Source organism: Streptomyces sp. NBC_00669 (genome assembly GCF_036226785.1).
Classification (GTDB): domain Bacteria; phylum Actinomycetota; class Actinomycetes; order Streptomycetales; family Streptomycetaceae; genus Actinacidiphila.
This window is the reverse complement of record NZ_CP109018.1, coordinates 7,664,752-7,689,404: the sequence shown is the minus strand read 5'-3', so window position 1 is coordinate 7,689,404 and position 24,653 is coordinate 7,664,752. Positions and strand designations below refer to the sequence as shown.

Below are 24,653 nucleotides of genomic sequence, written 5' to 3'. Positions count from 1 at the left end.
AGGGTCGGCGCCATGCGCGTACTCGTCACCGGCGGCGCGGGCTTCATCGGCTCCCACATCGTCGCCGCCCTCACCGCCCGCGGGCACGAACCGGTCGTCCTCGACGCCCTGCTGCCCTCCGCCCACCCGGTGCCTCCCGCGCTGCCGCCGTTGCCCGCCGCACGGTGGCTGCACGCCGACGTACGGGACGGCGCGGCGGTCGCGGGCGCGCTGCGAGGCGTGGACGCGGTGTGCCACCAGGCGGCGATGGTCGGCCTCGGCAAGGACTTCGCGGACGCGCCGGCGTACACCGACTGCAACGACGTCGGCACGGCGGTGCTGCTCGCCGCGATGGCCGCGGCCGGGGTGCGCGACCTGGTGCTCGCCGGTTCGATGGTCGTCTACGGCGAGGGCCGCTACGACTGCGCGCGGCACGGCCGGGTCGCGCCGGGCCCGCGCGCCGCCGGGGAGTTGGCGGCGGGCCGCTTCGAACCGCCGTGCCCGGTCTGCGGCGCGCCGCTGGCCCCCGGGCTGGTCGACGAGGACGCGCCGACCGACCCCCGCAACGTCTACGCGACGACCAAGCTCGCCCAGGAACACCTGGCCGCGTCCTGGGTGCGCGCCACCGACAGCCGTGCGGTCGCCCTGCGTTACCACAACGTCTACGGTCCCGGCATGCCGCGCGACACCCCGTACGCCGGGGTGGCGTCCTTCTTCCGCTCGTCCCTCGCGCGCGGCGAGGCGCCGCAGGTGTTCGAAGACGGCGGCCAGCGGCGCGACTTCGTGCACGTCCGCGATGTCGCGGCAGCCAACGTCCTTGCTCTGGAGGCGGTTTCGGGCCGCCCGCCGGGCACCTTCCGCGCCTACAACGCCGGCAGCGGCACCCCGCACACCGTCGGCGAGATGGCCCGCGCCCTGGCGGACGCGCACGGCGGCCCGGCCCCCGTGGTCACCGGCCGGTTCCGGCTCGGCGACGTCCGGCACATCACCGCGTCCTCGGCGCGGCTGCGCGACGAGATCGGCTGGCGCCCGCAGGTCGAATTCCTCGACGGAGTGCGGGAGTTCGCGCACGCCGGGCTGCGCGGTCAGGCCCCGGCGGCGGCTCGTCCGGCGGCGGAGCGGACCGGTGCGCGATGACGACCCTGCTGGTGATAGCCAAGGAGCCGGTGCCGGGCCGGGTCAAGACCCGCCTGACGCCTTATCACTCTCATGACGAGGCGGCCCTGCTGGCGCGGGCCGCGCTCACGGACACGCTGTCGGCGGTGCTGCGCACTCCCGCGACGCGCCGGGTGCTGGTGCTGGACGGTGCGCCCGGGCCGTGGCTGCCCCCGGGGTTCGAGGTGGTGCCGCAGGTGGCGGGCGGGCTGGACGAGCGGCTGGCGGCGGCGTTCGGGATGTGCCGGGGCCCGGCGGTGCTGGTGGGCATGGACACCCCTCAGCTCACCCCGGAGCTGCTGCGGCCCGCGGTGGAACCGTTCGCCTGGCGGGAGTGCTCGGCCTGGTTCGGGCCCGCGGCCGACGGCGGGTTCTGGGCGCTGGGCCTGGCCGACCCCGACCCGGCGCTGCTGCGCGGGGTGCCGATGTCGAAGCCGTGGACCGGGCGGGCCCAGCGTGACCGGCTGCTCGCGGCGGGGCTGGCCGTCCGCGATCTGCCGGTGCTGCGCGACGTGGACACCGCGGCGGACGCGAGGGAGGTGGCCGCGCTCGCACCCGGCACCCGCTTCGCGCGGACGCTGGCGGCGCTGGCCGCGACGAGGCGGACCGCGACGGGGCAGGCCAGGACGGGACGGGCCGCGACCGGTCTCTCCGGTGCGGAAGCCGCGGGCGCGGGCCCGGGAAGGGCTACGGCTCGAAGCGGTAGCCCATCCCCGGCTCGGTGATGAGGTGGCGCGGCCGGGCCGGATCGGGTTCGAGCTTGCGGCGCAACTGCGCGAGGTAGACCCGGAGGTAGTTGGTCTCCGAGCGGTAGGAGGGTCCCCACACCTCCTGGAGCAGCTGTGTCTGCGTGACCAGCCGCCCGGGGTTGCGGACCAGGACTTCGAGCAGGTGCCACTCGGTGGGGGTGAGCCGTACGTCGGCGCCGCCGCTGCCGTGCACCTTCTTCGCGGCCAGGTCCACCGTGAAGGCGTCGGTGACGACCACGGCCTGGTCGTCGGCGCCCGCGCCGGTGCCGGGTTCCGCGCGGCGGACCGCGGCACGCAGCCGGGCCAGCAACTCGTCCATCCCGAACGGCTTGGTGACGTAGTCGTCGGCGCCCGCGTCGAGCGCCTGGACCTTCTCCTTGGAGGCGTGCCGGGCCGACAGCACGATGATCGGCACCCGGGTCCAGCCGCGCAGCCCGCGGATCACCTGGGCGCCGTCCATGTCGGGCAGGCTCAGGTCGAGCAGCACCACGTCGGGGTTGTGGGCGGCCGCCAGCCGCAGCGCGCCCGCGCCGTCGGGCGCGGCGTCCACCTCGTAGTGGCGGGCCCGCAGGTTGATCACCAGCGCCCGCACCAGCTGGGGTTCGTCGTCCACTACCAGGACCCGGGTCATCGTTCGGGCACTGCCTCTCGCAGATCGGGGTCGGGGGTGGCGCCGGGCGCGGTGGGCAGCGTGAAGACCATGCTCAGGCCGCCCCCGGGGGTGTCCTCGGCGGTCAGGGTGCCGCCCATCGCCTCGGTGAAGCCGCGGGCCACCGCCAGGCCGAGGCCGACGCCCGTACCGGCCGGGGGCGCGTCGCCGTAGCGCTGGAACGGTTCGAACACCAGGTCCTTCGCCTCCTCCGGTACGCCCGGACCGCGGTCGATCACCCGCACCTCGACCCGGGTGCCGTCCGGCAGCGCCAGCGGGTCGGCCCTGATCACGACCGGGACGCCCGGCGGGCTGTACTTGACGGCGTTCTCCACCACGTTGGCGACGGCCCGCTCCAGCAGTCCGGTGTCGGCGCGCACCAGCGGCAGCGCCTCCGGCACCTCCAGCCGTACGGCGTCGGCCGGCACTTCGGCGAGCGCGGCCGGCACCACCTCCTCCAGGGCGACGTCGCGCAGCAGCGCGTTGACCGCGCCGGTGCGCAGCCGGCTCATGTCGAGCAGGTTGCCGATGAGGTGGTTGAGCCGGTCGGCGCCGGTCTCGATGCCGGCGAGCAACTCCGCCTCGTCCTCGGCACTCCAGTCCACCTCGTCGGAGCGCAGCGAGGTGACGGCCGCCTTGATGCCGGCGAGCGGGGTGCGCAGGTCGTGCGAGACCGCGGCGAGCAGCGCGGTGCGGATACGGTTCCCCTCGGCGAGCCGGCGCGCCCGGGCGGCCTGCTCGGCCAGCCGCCTGCGCTCCAGCAGCGCGGCGGTCTGCGCGGCGAACGCGACCAGCACCCGGCGGTCCTGGGCCGGCAGCACCCGCCCGTTCAGCGCCAGCACCAGCCGCTCGCCGGCCGGCACCTCCACGTCGGCCCCTTCGGGTTCCACCGCGGGATTCGGCCCGACCGAGGCCGCGGTACGCCATCCGCCCTGCCGCCCCGGCCATCCCGCGCCGCCCGCCCGGCCGGCCCCGCCGGGCGCCGGTGCGGCCTGTCCGCCCCCTCCCGCGCTGCCGGAGGGACCCGAGGCACCCGAGGCACCGATCCACCGGCCCGCGTCCGCCCGACCGCCCCGGCCCCCGCTGCCGGCCGCGGGCGCCGCACCCTCGTCGTCAGGGCCGCCGTCCGCGTCCGCCGCGGTGGCGCCCGCGAGTCCGTCAGGGGCGCCCCCGCCGGAGGCGTCCACCGGGCCGGAAGCGTCCGCGTCGTGGTACTCCAGCAGCGCCGCGGACTCCATCGCGAAGGTCTCGCGCACCCGGTCGAGCAGCGCGGTGATGCTGTCGGTGCCGTCCTCGCCGCGCAGGACGGCACCGGCGAGGTAGCCGAGGATCTCGGTCTCGGCGCGGCTGCGGGCGGCCTGTTGGGCGCGGCGGGCGGCGAGGTCCACCACGGAGGCGACCGCGATCCCGACGGCGACGAAGATCACCAGGGCGAGCAGGTTCTGCGGGTCGGAGATGGTGAAGGTGTGGGTGGGGGGCGCGAAGAAGTAGTTGAGCAGGAGCGAGCCGAGCAGGGCCGCCGCGATCGCCGGGAAGACCCCGCCGACCAGGGCGGCGGCGACCGTGAGCGTGAGGAAGAGCAGCAGCGGCGTGGTGAGCCCGGGCGAGCCGGAGCCGGCGCGCAGCGCGAGGGTGAGCAGCGGCGGCCCGCCGAGGCCGATCAGCCAGCCGCCGACCGCGCGGGCCCGGCCCAGGCCGATCGGCAGCCGCCCGGGCAGCCGGGGCCGGCCGCCGGCGACGTGCTCGTGGGTGACGATGTGCACGTCGATGTCGCCGGACTCGCGGGCCACGGTGGCGCCGACCCCGGGCCCGAGGACGTACTGCCAGGCTTTGCGGCGGCTGGAGCCGAGCACGATCTGGGTGGCGTCCACGCCGCGCGCGAAGTCGAGCATCGCGGCGGGGATGTCGCCGCCGACCACGGAGTGGTAGCTGCCGCCGAGGTCCTCGACCAGCCGGCGCTGCCCGCCGAGGTCGCCCGCGGACGCGCCGACCAGGCCGTCGGAGCGCACCACGTGCACCGCGAGCAGTTCGCTGCCGGACCCCTTCGCCGCGATCCGGGCGGCCCGCCGGATCAGGGTGGCGCCCTCGGGGCCGCCGGTGAGGCCCACCACGATGCGCTCGCGGGTCTGCCAGGTCTGGGCGATGCCGTGCTCGGCGCGGTAGCGCAGCAGGTACTCGTCGACCCGGTCCGCGGTCCACAGCAGCGCCAGTTCGCGCAGCGCGGTGAGGTTGCCGGGCCGGAAGTAGTGCGACAGGGCGGCGTCGACCCGGTCGGGGGCGTAGACGTTGCCGTGCGCGAGGCGGCGGCGCAGCGCGTCGGGGTCCATGTCGACCAGCTCGATCTGCGCGGCGCGCCGGACCACCTCGTCGGGCACGGTCTCCTGCTGCCGCACCCCGGTGATGCCCTCGACGACGTCGCCCAGGGACTCCAGGTGCTGGATGTTGACGGTGGAGACCACGTCGATGCCCGCCCGCAGCAGTTCCTCGACGTCCTGCCAGCGCTTGGCGTGGCGGCTGCCGGGCACGTTGGTGTGGGCCAGCTCGTCGACGAGCGCGACCTTGGGGCGGCGGGCCAGCACCGCGTCGAGGTCCATCTCGGTGAACTCCGCGCCGCGGTGCGCCACGCGGCGCCGGGGGACGGACTCCAGGCCGGCGAGGAGTTCGCGGGTGCGGGGGCGGCCGTGGTCCTCGACGTAGGCCGCGACCACGTCGGTGCCGCGGGCCAGCCGGCGGTGGGCCTCGCCGAGCATGGCGTAGGTCTTGCCCACGCCCGGGGCGGCGCCGAGGTAGATCCGCAGACTGCCGCCGTGCGACGTGGCCACCGGTACCTCTCCCTCTCGCTCTCGCGTATCCACCGCCTTCGCGCTCCGCGGGCACCTTGAGCATAGGGCGCCCGGCGCCCGCGCATCGCGCGCGACCAGCGGGAGTGCGGCGCCCTCGGCCGCGTCGCGCCCGGCCGGCCACGGCGCCCTCCGCGGCGGCCCGCCCGGCCGGCGGGGCACCAGACCGAAACGCGTTAAGGACGCGCTAAGATCCCCGGCCCGCACCCCCGAATGTCCGATTCGCCCCGACTCCGTGCAGTAGTGATAGGGAAGCCCGCCCACCCTTTCGAATTCCCGAACGGACTGCCCATGCTGTCGTCCACCACCCGGCCCGCGACCGCGGCGCTCCCCGAGAGCCACGGGTACCGGGTGAAGAAGCACCTGCTGGGCAAGCCGCTGGTCACCGAGCAGCTGAAGGGCGAGCGGCTGTCCAACCCGATCGCGCTGGGCGTGCTCGCCTCGGACTGCATCTCCTCGATGGCGTACGGCTCCGAGCAGATGCTGGTGGTGCTGATCCCGGCGATCGGCGTCGCGGCGTTCACCGCGCTCATACCCCTGACCGCGGCGATCCTGTGTGTCCTGCTGCTGCTGACGCTCTCCTACCGCGACGTGGTCATGGCCTACACCCGGGCCGGTGGCTCCTACGTGGTGGCCCGGGAGAACTTCGGACCGCGGATCGCCCAGGTCGCCGCGGTCGCGCTGCTGATCGACTACATCGTCACCGTCGCGGTCCAGGCGGCGGCCGGCACCGACGCGCTGGTGTCGCTGATCCACCTGCTGTGGGGCGACGCCCGCCTGACCGCCCTGGACGACAACAAGCTCTTCATCACCATCGGGGTGGTGCTCCTGTTGTGCTGGGGCAACCTGCGCGGCATCCGTGAGGCGGGCCGCTCCTTCGCCCTGCCCGCCTACCTGTTCATCAGCGCGATGGCGCTGCTGATCATCACCGGCTTCACCCGCTTCCTGCTCGGCGACCACTCCCGCATCGACGTGCACACCCCGGGCATGGTCGGCCTCGGCACCGACACCCACGGCTTCTTCTACGGCGCCTCGCTGCTGATCCTGCTGCGCGCGTTCGCCAACGGCGGCTCGTCGCTGACCGGCCTGGAGGCGATCTCCAACGGCGTCAGCGTCTTCCGCAGCCCGCAGGGCCCCAACGCCCGCCGCACCATGGTCGCGATGTCCTGCATCCTGGGCACCGGCGTCCTCGGGGTGTCCCTGCTCGCGCACATCACGCACGCCACGCCGTACGTCGCCCAGACCCCGACCGTCGTCTCGCAGGAGGCGAGTTGGGCCTTCGGCGGCAACTGGTACGGCACCGCGGGCCTGGTCTTCGTGCAGCTCGCGACCGCGCTGATCCTCTACATGGGGGCGAACACCTCCTTCAACGGCTTCCCGTTCCTGGCCAGTTTCGTGGCCGAGGACTCCTTCCTGCCCCGCCAGCTCACCCGGCGCGGCCACCGGCTGGCCTTCTCCAACGGCATCATCGTGCTGACCGTGGTGTCGCTGACGCTGCTGATCGCCACCAAGGGCAGCCTGAACGCGCTCGTCGGGCTCTACGCGATCGGGGTGTTCTCCGGCTTCACCATGGCCGGCGCCGGCCTGGTCCGGCACCACTGGAGGTCGCGCGACGGCAGGTGGCGGGCGAAGCTCGCGCTCAACGGCCTGGCCTGCGGGGTGTCGCTGCTGGTCGCCCTGATCTTCGCGGTGACCAAGTTCACCGAGGGCGCGTGGGTGGTGGTGCTGGTGTTCCCGATCGGCGTGTGGGCGCTGATCAAGGTGAACAAGCGCTACCGCGAGGAGGCCGCCGCGCTGGCTGCCGCGCCCGCCGACGCCACCCAGCCGCGCGCCGACAGCCAGGTGATGTACATCCTGGTGGACCGGGTCGACCTGGCCGTGCTCAAGGCGATCCGCTACGCCCGCGCGCTGCGGCCGACCGAGATCCGGGCGGTGCACGTCATGGTCGACGCCCAGGAGGCGAAGCGGCTGGCGGCGCAGTGGAACCGCACCGAGGTCGGCGACCTGCGGCTGGAGATGGTGGAGTGCCCGGACCGCCGGATCAGCCGCGCGGTGCTCGAACTGGTCGACCGCCGCATCCGCGAGCAGCGCGCCCAGGTCACCCTGCTGATCCCCGAGCGCAACTACTCCCCGATCCTCGGCCGTCTGCTGCACCGGCGCACCGCCGACCACATCGCCCGCGCGGTCGGCCGGCTGCCCGACGTCGTGGCCACCATCGTCCCGTTCGACGTCGCCGAGCCGCACGAGGAGCGCGCGCCCGACGGTTCGGCCGCCGCCCGCCGCCCGTGACCGGGGTTGCCCTCCTGGACATGGGCAGGGCGCCCGCGGGCGTACCGGCGGCGGAGCAGGCCCGCGCGGTGAAGGAGTCGACGCCCGGGCCGGCCGCGGGGCGCCCCGGGGGCGCGCCGCGGGCGTAGCGTGTCCGGATCGCGCACCGACCCGGAGGGAACAGCGTGATCGAGGAGTTGACGGCCTTCGTGCGCGCCCGCATGACGGAGGACCTGACGTACGCGTGGGGCGGCGCCGTCGCGGGCGGGCAGTGGACGGCCGACGGGCCGCGCCTGGTGGTGGACGGCGGCGCCGCGTTCGAGATGGCGGCGCCGCTCGCCGCGCACACCGCCCACCACGACCCGGCGCGGGTGGTCCGCGCGGTCGCCGCCAAGCAGGCGATCGTCGCCAGGTGCGAACGCCACCTGGCGCAGGGCGCGCCCGGGCTCGACGCCCGCGACAGCGAGCTGCTCGTCGCGCAGATCCTCGTCGCGCTGGCCGCGGAGTGGGTGTCCCACCCCGACTACCGCGCCGAGTGGAACGGCTCCCCCGCCGGCGGAACGTAGCCCCCTCCCCGGGCTGACGGCCGTACGCGCGGCCCGGCACACCCACCGATCCCCTGAGGCGATATGCCGCATATCAGGCGCTGTAGGAGTACCCGGCGCCGACATCAGCGCGCCGTAGGCAACCTGCCGTACGCCGCCTCGCACTTCGCACCCCTTTGGCCCGGGGGTGGCGCGGATACGGCAGTGGGCCGCTCCGGGTCGATCGGAGCGGCCCACCGCGACGCGCGGCCGTCGTATGCCGGACGGTCGGCCGCGCGCGTCTCACCACCGGTACCAGCGGCCCCTCCCGGAGCCGGACCCCGGCCGGATCAGGAATCCGAGCAGCCACAGCACCAGCACGACCACCGCGACCCACCAGAGGATCTGCACGGCGAATCCGAATCCGAACAGAAGCAGTGCCAGCAAGAGCACAACGAGCAACGGTCCCATGGTTACCAGCCTCCTGGACGACCGTGTGCCCCCGTTCCGCCTCCGCACTCCGCTCCACGGGCCCCGGGTCGGCGGTGGCCGTCATGCGCTATGTTCGATGACCATGTCGCCGAACAGCCAGCCCGCCCAGCGCCCCGCGGCCCCGCCCGCCGAGGCGCTGCGGGTGATCAACTTCGACCTGGCCCGCGGCCAGCGCTTCGGCGAGCACGAGCACACCACGCACCAGCTGGTGTGGTCCCCGGCGGGCGTGCTGACCGTGGACATCGCGGACCACTCGTGGGTGCTGCCGCCGACCCTGGCGCTGTGGATACCCGCCGGGGTCCCGCACACCACGGGCGCCACCCGCCCGGCGCGGATGCGCAGCGTCTACCTGCTGCCGGACCGCTGCCCGGTGCGCTGGACGCAGCCGACCGTGGTCGGGGTGCCGCCGCTGCTGCGGGAGTTGATCACCCACCTGGGCGCCCCCGACCTCGGCGCGGAGCCGCGGGCCCGGGCGGAGGCCGTGCTCTTCGACCTGGTGCGACCGGTCACGGTGACCACGATCGAGCTGCCGATGCCCAAGGACGGGCGGGCCCGCAAGGTCGCCGAGGCGCTGCTCGCCCGCCCGGCGGACCACCGCCCGCTGGAGGAGTGGGGCCGGGAGGTCGGTGCCAGCGCCCGCACCCTGGCCCGGCTGTTCAGCGCCGAGACCGGGATGTCCTTCGGCCGCTGGCGGACCCGGGCCCGGCTGCGGGCGGGGCTCGAACACATGGCGGCCGACCGCCCGTTGGCGGCGGTCGCCCACCACGTCGGCTACACCACGCCCAGTTCCTTCATCGCCGCCTTCCGCCAGGAGACCGGCCGCACCCCCGGCGCGTACTTCACCGCGCGCTGAGCCTCCGCGCCGAGCCTCCGCGCCGGGCGTCACAGCGAGCCGAGCGCCTTCTCGAAGTCGCCGAGGGCCGCGATCGCGTCCTCGTAGCCGCCGGGCAGGAAGTAGACGCTGCCGAAGAGGTGGCCGGCCTTGGTGGCGGCGAGTTGCCGGAACGACTTCTGGGCGAAGAGCTTGGGGCCGAGGTTGGCGGGCTTGCCGTCGTTGGTCGTGTAGTAGAAGATCGCGTCGGCGTCGGAGAGCTTGCCGGTCACCAGCTCGTAGGAGACGGACTGCTGCTCGGCGAGCCGGGTGCTGCCGGTGGCGAAGACGGCGCCCGCGTCCGCGAGGATGCCGCCGATCGGCGAACCGTGCCCGTACAGCCACCAGTTGCCCTCGTCGAAGCCGCCCTGGAGCAGGTCCCATCGGGTGCGGGCGAGCACGGCGGCGTGCGCCTTCTTGATGGCGGCGGCGCGCTCGGTGTAGCGCTGCTTGAGCTTGGTCAGGGCGTCGGGGACGCCGAGGACGGTCGCGGTCTGGTCGGACATGTCGCGCCAGGGCGCCTTGGACTTGCTGAACGGGAGCAGCACGGTGGGGGCGAGCGCGGTGAACTGGTCGTAGGGGAGGTTCGCCTGGGCATCGATGCCGATGATCAGATCGGGCTTGAGCGCGGCGACCTTCTCCACCTGGATGGCGCCGCCGACGCCGTCGGAGACCTTGGGTATCGCCTTCCACCGGGTGAGGTCGCGCGGCGGGACGTACTCCTCGCCCGCGTTGAAGACGCCCGCCGGGGTCAGCCCGAGGTCGAACATCGCGGCCATCGGGAAGTCGTTGATCGCCACCACGCGCTTGGGCGCGGCCGGCACCTTCACCGGCCCCTTGGCGGTGTCGACGGTACGGGTGCCCGAACTTCCCTTCGACGCCTTGCCGGAGCCGCCCTCCGAGCCCGAACCGCCGCCGTTGGAGCCGCAGGCGGCGAGCCCGAACAGCGCGGCGCCAGCGGCCCCCGCGGTCAGCAGCCCGCGCCGGGTCGGACGGCCGGCGAGGCGGCCGGTGGGCTCGCCGTCGGATGCGGCGGCCGGCTCGGCGAGCGGGCGGGGCGGCAGGGACATCGGGACCTCCGGTACGGCGACAGGCACGGCCGGCGAGCGGACCAAGCCAGAACTTAGGGTGACCTAACTTTGGCTACCCTAAGTGGAATCTCCGGCGGCGAGATCTCCACTCGGACGCCTGATAGCGCCAGCCCGACAGCGACGCGGCGGATCGGCGGGGCCGCGCAGCCGCCCCGCGAGCGGCCAACGCGCCGTCCGCACAAGCCCTTTCGGCCACCCGGCCCGGCCGGACGCACCCGGCGCCGGCGACCGCGAGGCGACGAGAACCCCGCGCGCGGTGTCCGTCCAGCGACACAGAACGACCGTCCGTCGCGGGATGGACGCCGCCTCATGGGGGCAGCACGCGGGGGCGGGTGCGGTCGGCCGTGAAGATTTAGGTTAGCCTCCCCTTACTTCCCGGGGAGGGAAGTCCGCCGAGGAGAGCCCCATGAACGTCTCGCGCGCCCGAGTCGGGCCCGCCCCGGCCGCCGGGTCCGGTGGGTCCGGTGGGTCCACCAGGCCCGCCGGAACCGTCCGGCGCGCCCCCGCCCCCGCCCCCGCCCCGGCCTCGGTCCCGGGGCGCCGGCGCGCCACCGCCCTGTCCGCGGGGCTGCTCGGCGCCGCGGCCGTGCTCACGCTCGCGGTCGTGGCCAGCCTCGCCATCGGCGCCAAGTCGGTGCCGCCGGGCACCGTCTGGGACACGGTGTTCCACCACGACCCGAACAACGCCGACCAGGTCATCGTCACCTCGCTGCGCCTGCCGCGCACCGTGATCGGGCTGCTCGCCGGGGCCGCGCTCGGCCTGTCCGGCACCCTCATGCAGGGCCTGACCCGCAACCCGCTCGCCGACCCCGGCCTGCTCGGCGTCAACTCCGGCGCCTCGCTCGCCGTCGTCACCGCGATCAGCGTCTTCGGGGTGACCTCCTTCACCGGCTACGTGTGGTTCGGCTTCGTGGGTGCCGCGGCCGCCGCGCTGCTCGTCTACGCCGTCGGGTCGCTCGGCCGCGAGGGCGCCACCCCGGTCAAGCTCGCGCTCGCCGGCGCCGCGGTCAGCGCGGGCCTGTCCTCGCTGACCACCGCCGTACTGCTCACCGACACCGCGACGTTCGACCAGTTCCGGTTCTGGGAGGTCGGCTCGCTGGCCGGACGCGGGCTGTCCACCGCGTACCAGGCCGGGCCGTTCGTCCTGGTGGGCGCGGTGTGCGCGCTCGGCTCCGGGCGCCTGCTCAACACCCTCGGCCTCGGCGACGACGCCGCGCGGGGCCTGGGCCAGAACGTGGCGGCCGCAAGGCTGTTCTGCGCGCTGTCGGTGGTCCTGCTCTGCGGCTCGGCCACCGCCCTGGCCGGGCCGATCGCCTTCGTGGGCCTCACCGTGCCGCACACCGTGCGCTTCTTCACCGGGCCCGACCACCGCTGGATACTGCCGTACTCGATGCTGATCGCCCCCGCCCTCCTGCTCGTCTCCGACGTGGTCGGCCGCGTCGCGGCCCGCCCGGGCGAGATCCAGGTCGGCATCGTCACGGCCGTGATCGGGGCGCCCGTCCTCGTCGTCCTGGTACGCCGCAGCCGATTGGCGGGACTGTAGATGGCAGCGAACGCCTCCGGCGGCAGCCGGACCGGCCTCCCCTCGCCGCGCCCGGCGGCAACGGGACCGGGAACGGGACCAGGAACGGCTACGGCTACGGCTACGGCCGCCATCGGAGCGGTCGGCGCGGGCTCGGCTCCCGGACGAGGCGTCTCCGCGGAGGCGCTGCGGGCCGTACGGGCCGCGCGCAGCCGGCCGCGGGTGCGGGCGAGCGCGGTCACGCTCGCCATGGCGGTGGTGGTCTTCGGGCTGTTCTGCGCGTCGCTGTCGGTGGGGAGTTTCCGTGTCCCGGTGCTGGACGTGCTGCGGACGCTGGGCGGCGGTGGCGACGCCGGGACCCGGTTCATCGTGGTGCAGGTGCGGATGCCGCGCGCGATGACGGGAGTCGCGGCGGGTGCGGCCTTCGGGCTGTCCGGGGCGGTCTTCCAGTCGCTGATCCGCAATCCGCTGGCGAGTCCCGACGTCATCGGGATCACCGCGGGCGCGAGTGCCGCGGCCGTGATCTCGATCGTGGTGTTCTCGCTGTCGGGCACGGCGGTGTCGCTGACCGCGGTGGCCGGGGCGCTGGTGACGGCGCTGCTGATCTACCTGCTCGCGTGGCGCCGGGGCGTGACCGGCTACCGGCTGGTGCTGGTCGGTATCGGGGTCGCGGCGGCGCTGTCCAGCGTGGTCTCCTTCCTGCTCACCCGCGCCGACGTCTACACCGCGCAGCAGGCGCTGCTGTGGCTGACCGGCAGCCTCGACGGCGCGGACTGGCCGCGGGCGCGCGGGGTGCTGTACCCGCTGGTGGTGCTGCTGCCGGCCGCGTTCGTCGCCGCCCGGACGCTGCCCGCGCTCGGCCTCGGCGACGACGCCGCGCGGGGGCTGGGCGTCCGGGTGGAGCGCGGCCGGCTGGGGCTGATCCTCGCCGGGGTCTGCCTGGCCGCCGTGGCCACGGCGGCCGCCGGGCCGGTCGCGTTCGTCGCGTTCCTGTCCGGGCCGGTCGCCCGCCGGCTGCTGCACGGCCGCGGTCCGGCGCTGGTGCTGTCCGCGCTGACCGGCGCCGCCCTCATGCTCGGCTGCGACTTCGCCGGGCAACACCTGCTGGGGCCGACCGAGTTCCCGGTCGGCGTGGTCACCGGGGTGCTGGGTGCGCCCGCCCTGCTGTGGCTGCTCGCCCGCGCCAACCGTGTCGGCCAGGGAGGCTGAACCCTTGAGCAACACCGATACCGACGCCGACACTGACGCCGCGGCCAGAGCGACGGCCGACAGCGCGGCCGGTGCCCCCGCCGGCACCACCGCCGGTGCCACGACCCGTGCCGCGACCGGCGACCGGGCCCGCGCCGACCGGGACGCGGCCGCACCGGACGCGACCGCACCGGACGCCGCCGCACCGGACGTCCCCGGCCGGGCCCTCGCGGACCCGCCGAGTTCGCTCGCCGCCAGCGAGGTGCACCTGGGGTACGAGCAGCGGACCGTGGTCCGCGGGGTGAGCGTCGAGATCCCCACCGGTCAGGTCACGATGATCGTCGGCCCGAACGCCTGCGGGAAGTCCACGCTGCTGCGGGGCCTGGCCCGGCTGCTCACACCGAGCGCGGGCGAGGTGCTGCTCGACGGCCGCAGCATCCACTCCCTGCCGACCAAGCAGGTGGCCGAGCGGCTCGGAATACTCCCGCAGACGCCGATCGCGCCGGACGGTATCCGGGTCGTGGACCTCGTGGGGCGCGGCCGCTACCCGCACCAGGGGTGGTTCCGGCGCTGGACCGCCGCCGACGACGAGGCGGTCACCGAGGCGCTGGCCGCGACCGACACGCTCGATCTCGCGGACCGCTCGGTGGACGAGCTCTCCGGGGGGCAGCGGCAACGGGTCTGGATCGCCGTCGCGCTGGCCCAGCGCACCGGCGTGCTCCTGCTCGACGAGCCCACCACGTATCTCGACCTGCCGCACCAGGTCGAGGTCCTGGACCTCGTCACCGACCTCAACCGCGAGCGCGGCGCCACGGTCGTCACCGTCCTGCACGACCTCAACCTCGCCTGCCGCTACGGCGACCACCTCATCGCCATGAAGGACGGCGAGATCTGCGCGGAGGGGGCGCCGCGCGAGGTCGTCACCGCGGAGACGGTCCGCGAGATCTTCGGCATCGACTGCAGGGTCGTCTCCGACGAGGTCTCGGGCACCCCCCTGGTCCTCCCCATCGGCCGCCACCACGTGCTCCGCTAGGCCCTGTCCGACCATGACGGTTCCGGTCCGCTCCCGGCCACCGGCGCGGGGCCGGGAGCGGACCGGAACCGTCGCGGCAGGGGGCTGCGGGGCGGGGCACCCCCCGAATGGGCGCGCCGTCGTCGGCTGCCCGCCCGTGAGCGGGTACTGCTGACGTACCCGAGCCGCAAAGGACCCCCATGCCCACCGGTCTGAACGACGAGGAACTGTCCGCGCTGGACGCCCACTGGCGTGCGGCGAACTATCTGGCCGTCGGCCAGATCTACCTGCTCGACGGCAACCCACTGCTCAAGGAGCCGCTGCGCCCGGAGCACGTGAAGCCGAGGCTGCTGGGCCACTGGGGCACCTCCCCCGGCCTGAACCTGGTGCACACCCACCTGAACCGGGTGGTGAAGGCCCGCGACCTGGACGCGATCTGCGTGTGGGGCCCTGGCCACGGCGGCCCCGCGGTGCTGGCGAACTCCTGGCTGGAGGGCAGCTACAGCCGCACCTACCCCGACATCACCCGGGACAGCGCCGGAATGGGCCGGCTGTTCCGCCAGTTCTCCTTCCCCGGCGGGGTGCCCAGCCACGTGGCACCGGAGACCCCGGGGTCGATCCACGAGGGCGGCGAGCTGGGCTACGCCCTGTCCCACGCCTACGGTGCCGCGTTCGACAACCCCGGTCTGCTGGTGACCTGCGTGATCGGCGACGGCGAGGCCGAGACGGGACCGCTGGCCACCTCCTGGCACGGCAACAAGTTCCTCGACCCCCGGCACGACGGCGCCGTGCTGCCGATCCTGCACCTGAACGGCTACAAGATCGCCAACCCCACCGTCCTGGCCCGGCTCCCCGAGGACGAACTCGACGCGCTGCTGCGCGGCTACGGCCACGACCCGATCCACGTCATCGGCGACGAACCCGCCGCGGTGCACCGTGCGATGGCCGCGGCGATGGACACCGCGCTGGACCGGATCACCGCGCTCCAGGAGGCGGCCCGTACGGGTGGGGACCCGGCGGCGGACGGCGTCGACCGGCCGCGCTGGCCGATGATCGTGCTGCGCACCCCGAAGGGCTGGACCGGCCCGGCGGTGGTCGATGGCCTGCCGGTCGAGGGCACCTGGCGCGCCCACCAGGTCCCGCTCTCCGAAGTCCGCACCAACCCCGAACACCTGCGGCAACTGGAGGAGTGGCTGCTGTCCTATCGCCCCACCGAGCTCTTCGACGACGCCGGCCGCCCCCGCGAGCAGGTGCTGGCCTGCGTGCCGTCCGGCGACCGGCGGCTGGGCGCGAACCCGCACACCAACGGCGGGCTGCTGCTGCGCGACCTGCCGGTCCCCGACCTGGACGAGTTCGCGGTCGCGGTCGAGCGGCCCGGCACCGACATGCACGAACCGACCCGCGTGCTGGGGCAGTTGCTGGAGCAGGTGATGGCCGACACCGCGCAGCGCCGCGACTTCCGGATCGTCGGTCCCGACGAGACCGCCTCCAACCGCCTCGACGCGGTCTACTCCGCCTCGGGCAAGTCCTGGCAGGAGCGGCTGGTGGACACCGACGAGCACCTCGACCGGCACGGCCGGGTGCTGGAGATCCTCTCCGAACACACCTGCCAGGGCTGGCTGGAGGGCTACCTGCTCACCGGCAGGCACGGCCTGTTCTCCTGCTACGAGGCGTTCGTCCACATCGTCGACTCCATGGTCAACCAGCACATCAAGTGGCTGCGCACCACCCGCAGGCTGCCGTGGCGGCGCCCGATCGCCTCCCTCAACTACCTGCTCACCTCGCACGTCTGGCGCCAGGACCACAACGGCTTCTCGCACCAGGACCCCGGCTTCATCGACCACGTCCTGAACAAGTCCCCCGAGGTGGTCCGCGTCTACCTCCCGCCGGACGCCAACACCCTCCTGTCGGTCGCCGAACACGCCCTCAAATCAAGGGACTACGTCAACGTCATCGTCGCCGGCAAGCAACCCTGCTTCGACTGGCTGACGATGGACGAGGCCCGCGCGCACTGTGCCCGCGGCGCGGGTATCTGGGAGTGGGCCGGCACCGAGGACGGCACCCGCGAACCGGATGTCGTGCTGGCCTGCGCCGGCGACGTGCCCACCCAAGAGGTGCTGGCCGCCGCCCAGTTGCTCCGCCACCACCTGCCGCAGCTCGCGGTGCGCGTCGTCAACGTCGTGGACCTCGCGCGTCTGCTGCCGGAGAAGGAGCACCCGCACGGCATGTCCGACCCGCAGTACGACGCGCTGTTCACCGCTGACCGGCCGGTGATCTTCGCGTACCACGGCTACCCGTGGCTGATCCACCGGCTCGCCTACCGCCGTACCGGCCACCGCGACCTTCATGTGCGCGGCTACAAGGAGATCGGCACCACCACCACGCCGTTCGACATGGTCGTCAGCAACGACCTCGACCGCTACCGCCTGGTCATGGACGTCATCGACCGCGTGCCGGGGCTTGCCGTACGGGCCGCACCCGTACGGCAGTTGATGGAGGACACCCGGCTGCGGCACCGGAGCTGGATTCGGGCTCACGGCACCGACCTGCCGGAGGTGGCCGACTGGCGGTGGGACGGCTGAGGGTACGCACCGCCGCGGGTGCGTTGCCGCTCGCCGTCAGGGGGTGGCGGGAGGCGGGGAACGGGTGGTGCGGGCGGGCTGGTTGGCGGGGGGTCGCTGGGGCTCCGGTGGCGGGGTTCGAGACTGCATATTTACGGCGCCTGCGGGTGATTCCGATCATTACTGTCTCTCCTCGCGCCACAAATATACGAACGTCTCGAACCCCGCCCCCTTCGCCCCCGCTCGCTCCCTCCAGGGCTCCAGAGGCCGAGGGCTCCACGGGCCGGGGCTCCACGGGCTGGGGCTCCCGGGCTGGGATTCGTGGTTCGGGGGTGGTGGGCTCCGCTGGCGGGGTGGGGTTCAGAGGGGGTGGGTGGTTCGGGGGGCGGTGGGAGCTGGCTCCGCGCTCGGCGAAGCTGACACGGTGGCGGGAGGCAAGAAGGGCAGGTGGCGGGGGGGTGGGACCCGGGTGCGGCGTGCCGGGGGGTGCGGGGCGGGGGCGCCCGCGGGCGTACTCCTGTGGGGGTAGTGGGGGGCGGGATACCCGCTCGGGAGGCGGGGGGAAGTCGGTCCTCGGCGGGACGATCGCGGCGGCGTGGCCGGAAACGATGGTCGGGTGTCCGGGCGCCGGGTGCCCGGGGTGACGACCGTTGAGAGGGGAACCCACCATGAGGGCCGCAGAGTTGGGGGCGGGCGCCGGGCCGGGGGCCGGTGGTCCGGGAGGGGGGCGCCGGGGGGTGCGGCGGCTGCCGTGGCTGGTGCTGGCGCTGTGGATCGGGGTGCTGGCCGTGGCGGTGCCGCTGGCCGGCCGGCTCGGGGACGTGCAGCGCGACAGCGTGGTGGACTATCTGCCGGCGAGTGCCGACTCCACCCAGGTCGCCAAGATCCAGCAGGAGTTGCCGGGTGGTGAGGCCACCGACCTGGTGATCGTCTACCACCGTGACGGCGGCCTCACCGCGGCGGACCGCGATACGGCCGGCCGGCAGACCGCCCGGCTGGCGCGTACCTACCGGCTCGGCGGTGACGCGGCGCCGACGGGTGTGCCGTCGAAGGACGGCAGCACGCTGATGTACCCGGTCTCCAGCACCCAGCCCGGCCAGGACTCCGATGCGAAGCGGAAGTTCGTCGACGGGGTGCGGGACATCACCACGGGCGGGCACGGGCTGACGGTGAAGGTCGGCGGACCGGGCGGGCTGGACGCCGACGCGGCGGAGGTCTACGGCTCGCTGGGCGGTCCTCTGCTCTACACCACCGTGCTGGTGGTGGCGGTGCTGCTGATCCTGATCTACCGCAGCCCGGCGCTGTGGCTGGTGCCGCTCTTCGCGGCCGGCGCCGCGGACGTGCTGTCGATGGCGGTGACGTACCTGCTCAACCGGGCGTTCGGGATCACCGTCAGCGGCCAGAGTTCGGGGGTGATGACGATCCTCGTCTTCGGTGTGGGCACGGACTACGCGCTGCTGCTGGTGGCCCGCTACCGCGAGGAACTGCGGCGCACCGCCCGGCCGTACGACGCGATGCGCACCGCGCTGCGCCGGTGCGCCCCGGCGGTCCTGGCGTCGGCCGGCACCGTGGCCGCGGGCATGCTGTGCCTGCTGGCGGCGGACCTCAACAGCAGCCGCGGCATGGGTCCGGCCGCCGCGGTGGGCGTGCTCAGCGCGCTGGCGGCGATGGTGACGCTGCTGCCCGCGCTGCTGGTGCTGCTGGGACGGCGGCTGTTCTGGCCGCTGGTGCCGGAGCCGGGCACCGAGCCGCAGCAGCGGCGCGGCGGCTTCACGGCGATCGGCGGGCTGGTCGGTCGCCGGCCGGTGGCGGTGCTGGTCTCCGGCGTGGTGCTGCTCGGCGCGCTGGCGTTGGGCGTGCTGCACCTGCCGGGCAGCGTGAAGCAGCAGGACAGCTTCGCCACCCGGCCGGACTCGATCGTGGCGGCGCAACTCCTCGCCAAGGCGTATCCGGACCAGGCGAGCCAGCCGATCACGGTGATCTCGCCGGCCGGTGCGGCGGCCGCGGCCGAGCGGACCGCCCGCGGCACCGGCGGCGTCGCGGAGGTCCGGCCTGGACGCACCGGCGGCGGCTGGAGCGAGTTCTTCGTCACCGCCGACAGCCCGCCGCAGTCCGCCGCCGAGACCGCGACCATCAGGCAGTTGCGGTCGGCGCTGCCCGGCTCCTACGTCGGCGGGCCCAGCGCGCAGCAGATCGATCTGCGGTCCACCAACAGCCGGGACCGCGCGATCGTGGTGCCGATCGTGCTGGCGGCGGTGGTGCTGATCCTGATCCTGCTGCTGCGCAGCCTGGTCGCGCCGCTGCTGCTGGCCGCCGCCGTGATCGCGGTGTGGGGTTCCGCGCTGGGCGTCGGCGGGCTCGTCTTCGGGCCGGTCTTCGGCTTCCACGGCACCGATCCGGGGCTGGCGCTGCTCAGCTTCGTGTTCCTGGTCGCCCTCGGCGTGGACTACGGCATCTTCCTGATGCACCGGATGCGGGAGGAGGCGCTGCACGGCGCGCCGCCGCGGCAGGCCACGCTCGGCGCGCTGCGGACCACCGGCGGGGTGATCACCTCGGCGGGGATCGTGCTGGCGGCGACGTTCTCGGTGCTGGTGAACATGCCGCTGGTGCAACTGGCCGAGTTGGGCTTCGTGATCGCGGTCGGGGTGCTGCTGGACACGTTCGTGGTGCGGACGTTCCTGGTGACGTCGGCGTCCCTGCTGCTGGGGCGGCGGCTGTGGGCGCCGGGCGCGCTCGGCCGGGCCCGCCCGCAGCACGGCGGACCCGGCGACGGACCGGGCGGCGGACCTGGCGGCGATGCGGGTGACGGCAACCACGGCATTGACGGTGCCGGCGGCCACGGCATTGACGGCGCCGGCGGCGATGCGGGTGACGGCGGCAACGACTCTGCCCGCGGCGGCCGTTCGCAGGCGACCGGGGGCGCGGACGGCGAGGGGGCGGCCGGCACCGAGCAGCCCGCACCGGCCGCCGGCTGACGCGATACGGCCGGCATGTCGATCGTCGTACGCCACAGGGCGGGCGCCCCCCTGGTGAGGGAGCGCCCGCCGTACGGCCGGTCGTCAGCGCGGCGAAGGAACGGCTCCTCCGGTCGGCGCTTCGGCCCCGGTCACCGTGATGCCCGCGCCTGTGCGCGCAGGGCGTCCGCGACCGCCCGGAGGAAGGTGGCGTACGCGCCCGGGGCGGGCGGGAGTTCGGGGTTCCAGGGCAGCACCTGGGCGGTGAGGGAGAGCCGTTGCCAGGCGGGGACGTCGGCGAGCGCGGACAGCGGCGCGGCGTTGGCGCGGGTGTCGGCGAGGACGACGCCCGCGCCGCCGACCGCCGCCAGGGCCTGATCCCAGTCCACAGTGCGCCAGTTGACGCCGGGACCGCGGCCGGGGTCGGCCATCCGCACCCCGAGGTCCGCGAGGTGCCGTAGCTCCGGCCAGGTGTCCGGCCGGGCCAGGTGCACCTGTTCGGGGCCGCCCGGCGACAACGCGACCACCCGGGCGGTCCCCTCGCCGACCGCCAGGGCCCGTAACTCCTCCTCGGCGAGGGCCAGTTCGCCGCCGGCGGCACCCGCTTCCGCGCCGAAGGCCGTCGCCAGGTCGGCGAAGTGGCCGAGTATCGTCCGCAGCGACGCGTCGCCGCCGACGCCGAGCGCGACCACCGGTACGCCCGCCGCCTCGGCCACGGACTCCGCGAGGGCGTACGGCGCCTTCCCGTCGTAGGTCACGTCCACCACCACGTCCGGGCGCAGTTCGCGCAGGGCGTCCGGCGCGACGTCCGCTCCCCCGCCCAGGTAGGCGACTTGGCGCGGGTCGAGCCCGCCGAGCTTCGCCGGGTCGGCGTCCGCGCCGCTGTCGTGGCCGGACCCGTAGACCGCCACCGGCCGCACGCCGTACTCCCACAGCGCCGCCCCGGCTCGTACGTACGCCACCACCCGCGGCGGCGCACCCGGCCCGGACGAGGTGCTGCCCCGGTCGTCGGTGAACTCCCAACCCGCCTGCCGCGCACTGCCGTTCGTCATACGGTGCCCCCTTCGCGATCCGCGCGGAGCTTCGCGGGCCCCGCCGCGTGCTCTCCACCCTGCGCTCCGACCGGCCGCGCCACAAGGGTGCCTGCAGCGGGTGGTGCGGGGGGCGGCCAACAGGGTTACGGCGAAAGGGAGTTCGGCGGGCAGGGGGCCGCGGTCAGGCGGCGGACGGCGTGAAGTAGTCGCCGTGCTCCAGGTCTTCCAGCAGCGTCGGGTGAGTCGGCGTCCAGCCGAGCAGTTGCCGGGTGCCGTCGCTGGAGACGGGCGCGTCGATGCCGAACACCCGGGCCATGAAGGGGTTCCCGAAGTGCTCGGCCGCCTCCTCGGGTGCCAGGGAGGCGGTGGGCAGGCCGAGCATCCGTCCGATCGTCTCGGCGATGCTCCTGAAGGCGACGCCGCCTTCTGCCGCGCCGTGCAGCACGCTGCCCGCGGGAGCGGACTCCAGCGCCAGCCTGAACAGGCGGGCGGCGTCGGCCCGGTGGACGGCGGGCCAGCGGTTGGCGCCGGTGCCGATGTAGGCCGAGGTGCCGGTCTTGCGCGCGGCGGCGACCAGCATCGGGACGAACCCGTAGTCGCCGGGACCGTGCACGGTGGGCGCCAGCCGGACCAGGCTCGCGCGCACTCCCCGCGCGGCGGAGTCCAGGCACGCCTGCTCGCCCGGGATGCGGAAGGCCGCGATCGAGGCGGGGTCGGGCGCGTCCTGCTCGCCGCTCACCCGGCCGACGGGCATCACCAGCGTGCCGGAGGTGCTGACGAACGGTTTGCCCGAACCCGTCAGCGCGCCGCCGAGCGCCTCGATCGCGGTGCGGTCGCGCCTGATGAGGTCCTCCGGGTCGGCGAAGTCGCCGCCGAAGGCCATGTGCAGGACGCCGTCCGCCGCCTCCGCTCCTGCCCGCAGGCTGTCGAGGTCCTCCAGCGAGCCGCGGTGCGCGGTCGCGCCGAGCCCCTCCAGGCGCGCGGCCGAGGCGTCGGAACGCGCCAGGCCGGTGACCTTGTGCCCGGCCGCGACCAGTTCGGCGACGACGGTCGGTCCGGTCAGCCCGGAACCTCCGGTGACGAAGACATGCACGATGAACTCCCTTGAGCCGTTCGGCACTGCTCCACGTAGTGACAGGGACTGTCGCTACGGCCTTCAACGTAGCACGTAACGTCAGAGACTGTCGCTACGCCGTGGATGCCGATCCGCCGATCCGCCGCCCGCCACCGCCCCGTCGACCCGGCGATCCGGCGCCCCGCCGATCCGCCGGCGCCCCGCCGCGACGAGGGGGCCCGACCGCCTTGACGTCGGCTTCTGCCGGTATTGGCCTATGCTGCTGGGATGCCACGGGATGGACGGCCGGCGCGCCTACGACTCCAGCAGGCCGCTCTCGACCTGTACACGGAGCGCGGCTTCGACCAGGTCACCACCGCCGAAATCGCGGCGCGCGCGGGTGTCACCGAGCGGACCTTCTACCGGCACTTCGCCGACAAGCGCGAAGTGCTCTTCGGCCAGGAGGACTTCCTGCGTGACGCGCTGGAGCGCGCCGTCGCGGAGGCGCCCGGCACCCTCGGTCCGCTCGCGACGGTGCTGTGGGCGTTCCGCCGGATCACCCCGCTGCTGGAGGACAACCGGCCGCTCTCCGAGCCGCTGCACCAGCTCACCACCGCGACCCCGGCGCTGCGCGAACGCGAACTCGCCAAGACCGCGTCCCTGGCCTGCACCATGACCGCGGCGCTGGGCCGGCGCGGCGTCGACGACCGGTGCGCGTCGCTCGCCGCCCAGACCGCACTGGCCGTCGCCGGGCAGGCGACCCACCTGTGGATCGAGCAGACCGCCCGCCCTCTCGACCACTTCCTCGCCCAGGCGATCGACGACCTGAACTCGCTCTGCGAGACGGACGACCTCCCGAAGGACACGCACGCCAGCGCCTGAACCCGCCTTGACGCAGTGCTTCGCGCGCACCCCGCCGCACCCCGCCGCGCGCCTCGGCGGGCTGCGGTCCGCGGCGGTCAGCCCGCGCCGAGCACCCGCCCCCGGCGCCGAACGACTCCCCCGTAGCCCTGTACGGATGGTTCCACCGGGTCCTCGGACCGGCGCCCGAGGAGCCCGCGCGCTGGCTGCGCTTCCTGGCACGCGTCCCGTGATCGAGGTCCCCTCCCCTGCCGAGGTGGACCGCCTGGAGAGCCTGTGTGGGGGCAACTCCTGGCCCACCACAGTCGCGAGGCGGCACACCTGGCGGCTCTCGGCGCGGTGCGCCCGCCCGAGGAGTCCTGGCACCTGCGGCGGGGACAGTACCTCGATTGGCTACGGGAACCGCTCGCCGCGGTCCTGGTCGCCCGCCACGGGGACCGCCTGCTGGGCTACGCGTGCGTGCGGGTGGTCGACGCTCCGGGGTCCTGGCAGTGGGGGGACCGGGTCGGCGTGCTGGAAACGCTCGTGGTCGACGACGAGGCGCGCGGCGCGGGGATCGGGCAGGCTCTCGTCGGGGCCGCGCGTACGCGTCTCGCCGGGTCGGGCGTCCAGGTCATGAAGATCTCCGTCATCGCGGGCAACGCCGGCGCCCTGCGCTTCTACCAGCGGGAAGGCGCCGTCGACTTCGCGCAGACGCTGGTCATGCCCGTCTCGGGGTGACGGCGCGGACCGGGCCGCCGCCGCGATACCGGGCCGGCTCCGGCGCCCTCATGACGGAGGGCGCCGTCGCCACGGTCGCCGGGCGGCGAGCGGGCCGGGCGCGGTCCGGGGTGCGGGCCCGACCGCCGTCGGGGCGGACGGGCGGCGGGAGGGGGCGAAGATCCGTGGGCGGGCGGCCGGTTCGGCGGGGCCGCTCGCGTACGGTTCGGGCGCGGCTGGTGGCGTGACGGCCGGGCGCGGGCGGCGGGTGGGGGCCGCGCCCGGGCGGCCGAGGAGGACACCGGCCAGGACGAGTGGCAGGCCGGCGAGTTGGCGTGCGGTGAGCGGCTCGTGGGCAACCGCGGTGCCGAGCAGCACGCCGGTCACCGGGTTGAGCAGCCCGACCAGGCCGACGGTGGCGGCGGGCAGGTGCCGCAGCGCCGCGAACCAGGCCGTGAAGGCGACGGCGGTGGCGATCACGGCGACGTACCCGAAGCCGAGCAGCGCCCGGGCGCCGAGGGCGGGCGGCGCGCCCTCGAAGACCGCGGCGAAGGGCAGCAGAAGCAGGCCGCCGGCGAGCAACTGCCAGCAGGTGGAGGCCAGTACGTCGACTCCGGCGCCCCAGCGCTTGGCGAGCACGTAGCCGAGCGAGGACAGCAGCATCGCGCCCACGGAGGCCGCCACGCCCAGCGGGTCGGCGCCGTCCGAGCCGCCCCACAGCATCAGGCAGACCCCGCCGATACCGACGGCGGCGCCCAAGAGGTGTGCGGCGCGCGGGCGTTCGGCGATCAGCGGCCAGGCGATCAGTGCCATCACCAGGGGCGAGGCCGCCATGACGGTCGCGGCGGTGCTCGTCGGCAGGCGCTGCGCGGCGAGGTAGACCAGGGCGAAGAAGCCGCCGGCGTTGAGCACTCCGAGCAGGGCCGACCGCCACCACCACGCGCCGCGCGGGAGCTTGCGGCGCAACGCGAAGAGCAGCAGCCCGGCTGGCACCGCCCTGATCGCTCCGCCGTACAGCGGATCGCCCGGGGGCAGCGCCGCCTTGGTGACGTAGTAGTTCGCACCCCAGGCCACCGGGGCGACCGCCGCGAGCAGCACCCATCGCATATTGGCTTCCATGGAAGATACTATGCCTTCCACGGAAGCTATA

Annotated in this window: 19 protein-coding genes; 12 read left to right on the top strand and 7 right to left on the bottom strand. The window is 74.6% G+C overall.

Features of this window, described 5'->3' with window-relative positions; genetic code table 11:
• Positions 1–12: 12 nt before the first annotated feature.
• Together OG896_RS32500 and OG896_RS32495 are read left to right on the top strand one after the other, a co-directional pair.
• Complete coding sequence (locus tag OG896_RS32500) at positions 13–1,116, top strand: NAD-dependent epimerase/dehydratase family protein (RefSeq protein ID WP_329371063.1); 1,104 nt, start codon at positions 13–15, stop codon at positions 1,114–1,116.
• Positions 1,113–1,859, top strand: a complete 747-nt coding sequence (locus OG896_RS32495) for a TIGR04282 family arsenosugar biosynthesis glycosyltransferase (protein ID WP_329371061.1) — start codon at positions 1,113–1,115, stop codon at positions 1,857–1,859. Before OG896_RS32500 ends, OG896_RS32495 begins: the two co-directional genes overlap by 4 nt.
• Here OG896_RS32495 and OG896_RS32490 read toward each other — a convergent pair.
• Both OG896_RS32490 and OG896_RS32485 read right to left on the bottom strand, forming a co-directional pair.
• The gene (locus tag OG896_RS32490) at positions 1,822–2,514 is read right to left on the bottom strand and encodes a response regulator (protein WP_329371059.1); all 693 of its coding nucleotides are present in this window, start codon (positions 2,512–2,514) and stop codon (positions 1,822–1,824) included. The two genes, OG896_RS32495 and OG896_RS32490, sit on opposite strands and share 38 nt — an antisense overlap.
• A complete protein-coding gene (locus OG896_RS32485) occupies positions 2,511–5,354 on the bottom strand; it encodes a DUF4118 domain-containing protein (protein WP_329371057.1) in 2,844 nt (947 codons plus the stop codon). The genes OG896_RS32490 and OG896_RS32485 overlap by 4 nt, the downstream gene beginning before the upstream one ends.
• A gap of 309 nt (positions 5,355–5,663) precedes the next feature.
• On the opposite strand from OG896_RS32485, the gene OG896_RS32480 reads away from it, so the two are divergent.
• Both OG896_RS32480 and OG896_RS32475 read left to right on the top strand, forming a co-directional pair.
• Positions 5,664–7,661, top strand: a complete 1,998-nt coding sequence (locus tag OG896_RS32480) for an APC family permease (protein ID WP_328462181.1) — start codon at positions 5,664–5,666, stop codon at positions 7,659–7,661.
• A 164-nt stretch (positions 7,662–7,825) separates the two neighbouring features.
• The gene (locus tag OG896_RS32475) at positions 7,826–8,206 is read left to right on the top strand and encodes a DUF6221 family protein (RefSeq protein ID WP_329371055.1); all 381 of its coding nucleotides are present in this window, start codon (positions 7,826–7,828) and stop codon (positions 8,204–8,206) included.
• Positions 8,207–8,467: 261 nt separating this feature from the next.
• Here the strand turns inward: OG896_RS32475 and OG896_RS32470 are convergent, their stop codons facing one another.
• Positions 8,468–8,635, bottom strand: coding sequence for a hydrophobic protein (locus OG896_RS32470; RefSeq protein WP_328462185.1), 168 nt, complete (start codon positions 8,633–8,635; stop codon positions 8,468–8,470).
• 97 nt (positions 8,636–8,732) lie between these two features.
• On the opposite strand from OG896_RS32470, the gene OG896_RS32465 reads away from it, so the two are divergent.
• Positions 8,733–9,509, top strand: a complete 777-nt coding sequence (locus tag OG896_RS32465; RefSeq protein ID WP_329371052.1) for an AraC family transcriptional regulator — start codon at positions 8,733–8,735, stop codon at positions 9,507–9,509.
• Positions 9,510–9,538: 29 nt separating this feature from the next.
• On the opposite strand, the gene OG896_RS32460 is transcribed toward OG896_RS32465, so the two are convergent.
• Positions 9,539–10,597, bottom strand: coding sequence for an ABC transporter substrate-binding protein (locus OG896_RS32460; RefSeq protein ID WP_329371050.1), 1,059 nt, complete (start codon positions 10,595–10,597; stop codon positions 9,539–9,541).
• Between the two features lie 427 nt (positions 10,598–11,024).
• Between OG896_RS32460 and OG896_RS32455 the strand changes: the two genes are divergently transcribed.
• The 5 genes from OG896_RS32455 (at position 11,025) to OG896_RS32435 (ending at position 19,876) form a co-directional block, all read left to right on the top strand.
• Positions 11,025–12,161, top strand: coding sequence for a FecCD family ABC transporter permease (locus tag OG896_RS32455; RefSeq protein WP_329371048.1), 1,137 nt, complete (start codon positions 11,025–11,027; stop codon positions 12,159–12,161).
• Complete coding sequence (locus tag OG896_RS32450; protein ID WP_329371046.1) at positions 12,162–13,349, top strand: FecCD family ABC transporter permease; 1,188 nt, start codon at positions 12,162–12,164, stop codon at positions 13,347–13,349. It begins immediately after the preceding gene.
• 241 nt (positions 13,350–13,590) lie between these two features.
• On the top strand, positions 13,591–14,361 hold the full coding sequence (locus tag OG896_RS32445; RefSeq protein ID WP_329374406.1) for an ABC transporter ATP-binding protein: 771 nt from the start codon (positions 13,591–13,593) through the stop codon (positions 14,359–14,361).
• A 179-nt stretch (positions 14,362–14,540) separates the two neighbouring features.
• A complete protein-coding gene (locus OG896_RS32440) occupies positions 14,541–16,922 on the top strand; it encodes a phosphoketolase family protein (RefSeq protein ID WP_329371044.1) in 2,382 nt (793 codons plus the stop codon).
• A 647-nt stretch (positions 16,923–17,569) separates the two neighbouring features.
• A complete protein-coding gene (locus OG896_RS32435) occupies positions 17,570–19,876 on the top strand; it encodes an MMPL family transporter (RefSeq protein ID WP_443057190.1) in 2,307 nt (768 codons plus the stop codon).
• Positions 19,877–20,007: 131 nt separating this feature from the next.
• Here OG896_RS32435 and OG896_RS32430 read toward each other — a convergent pair whose 3' ends face one another.
• Entirely contained in the window at positions 20,008–20,907 is a 900-nt protein-coding gene (locus OG896_RS32430; RefSeq protein WP_329371042.1) for an ABC transporter substrate-binding protein, read from the bottom strand.
• Between the two features lie 163 nt (positions 20,908–21,070).
• Positions 21,071–21,982: an SDR family oxidoreductase gene (locus OG896_RS32425; RefSeq protein ID WP_329371040.1), complete on the bottom strand. Its 912-nt coding sequence runs from the start codon at positions 21,980–21,982 to the stop codon at positions 21,071–21,073.
• A gap of 249 nt (positions 21,983–22,231) precedes the next feature.
• Here OG896_RS32425 and OG896_RS32420 point away from each other — a divergent pair, with 249 nt between their 5' ends.
• Entirely contained in the window at positions 22,232–22,825 is a 594-nt protein-coding gene (locus tag OG896_RS32420; RefSeq protein WP_329371038.1) for a TetR family transcriptional regulator, read from the top strand.
• 255 nt (positions 22,826–23,080) lie between these two features.
• A complete protein-coding gene (locus OG896_RS32415; protein ID WP_329371036.1) occupies positions 23,081–23,524 on the top strand; it encodes a GNAT family N-acetyltransferase in 444 nt (147 codons plus the stop codon).
• 48 nt (positions 23,525–23,572) lie between these two features.
• Here the strand turns inward: OG896_RS32415 and OG896_RS32410 are convergent, their stop codons facing one another.
• The gene (locus OG896_RS32410) at positions 23,573–24,622 is read right to left on the bottom strand and encodes a DMT family transporter (RefSeq protein WP_329371034.1); all 1,050 of its coding nucleotides are present in this window, start codon (positions 24,620–24,622) and stop codon (positions 23,573–23,575) included.
• Positions 24,623–24,653: the final 31 nt, after the last annotated feature.